This window comes from Bradyrhizobium sp. SHOUNA76 (assembly GCF_023006445.1).
In the GTDB taxonomy this organism is placed as follows: Bacteria; Pseudomonadota; Alphaproteobacteria; order Rhizobiales; family Xanthobacteraceae; genus Bradyrhizobium.
In genome coordinates this window covers 1-223 of sequence record NZ_JALBHA010001210.1, presented here as the reverse complement: position 1 = coordinate 223, position 223 = coordinate 1, and the positions used below count along the sequence as shown (strand labels likewise).

General features: G+C 58.3%; 1 pseudogene. It reads left to right on the top strand.

Annotation, left to right across the window (positions count from 1 at the left end):
• Positions 1-58: 58 nt before the first annotated feature.
• A pseudogene (locus MOV74_RS40540) lies at positions 59-223 on the top strand (branched-chain amino acid ABC transporter permease); the annotation flags it as partial.

Genomic DNA, 223 nt, shown 5'->3' with positions numbered 1-223 from the left:
ATCGCGAACAACGAAGAAATCCGCAAATCCTATCTGGGTTACTGAGGGAGCCGGGACAATGGAGCTGTTCACCAACCAGGTCCTGGCCGGCATCGCCACGGGCGCGATCTACGCCTGCATGGCGCTCGCCGTGGTCATGATCTACCAGGCCATCGACCATCTCAACTTCGCGCAAGGCGAGATGGCGATGTTCTCGACCTTCATCTCCTGGCAGCTGATGCAA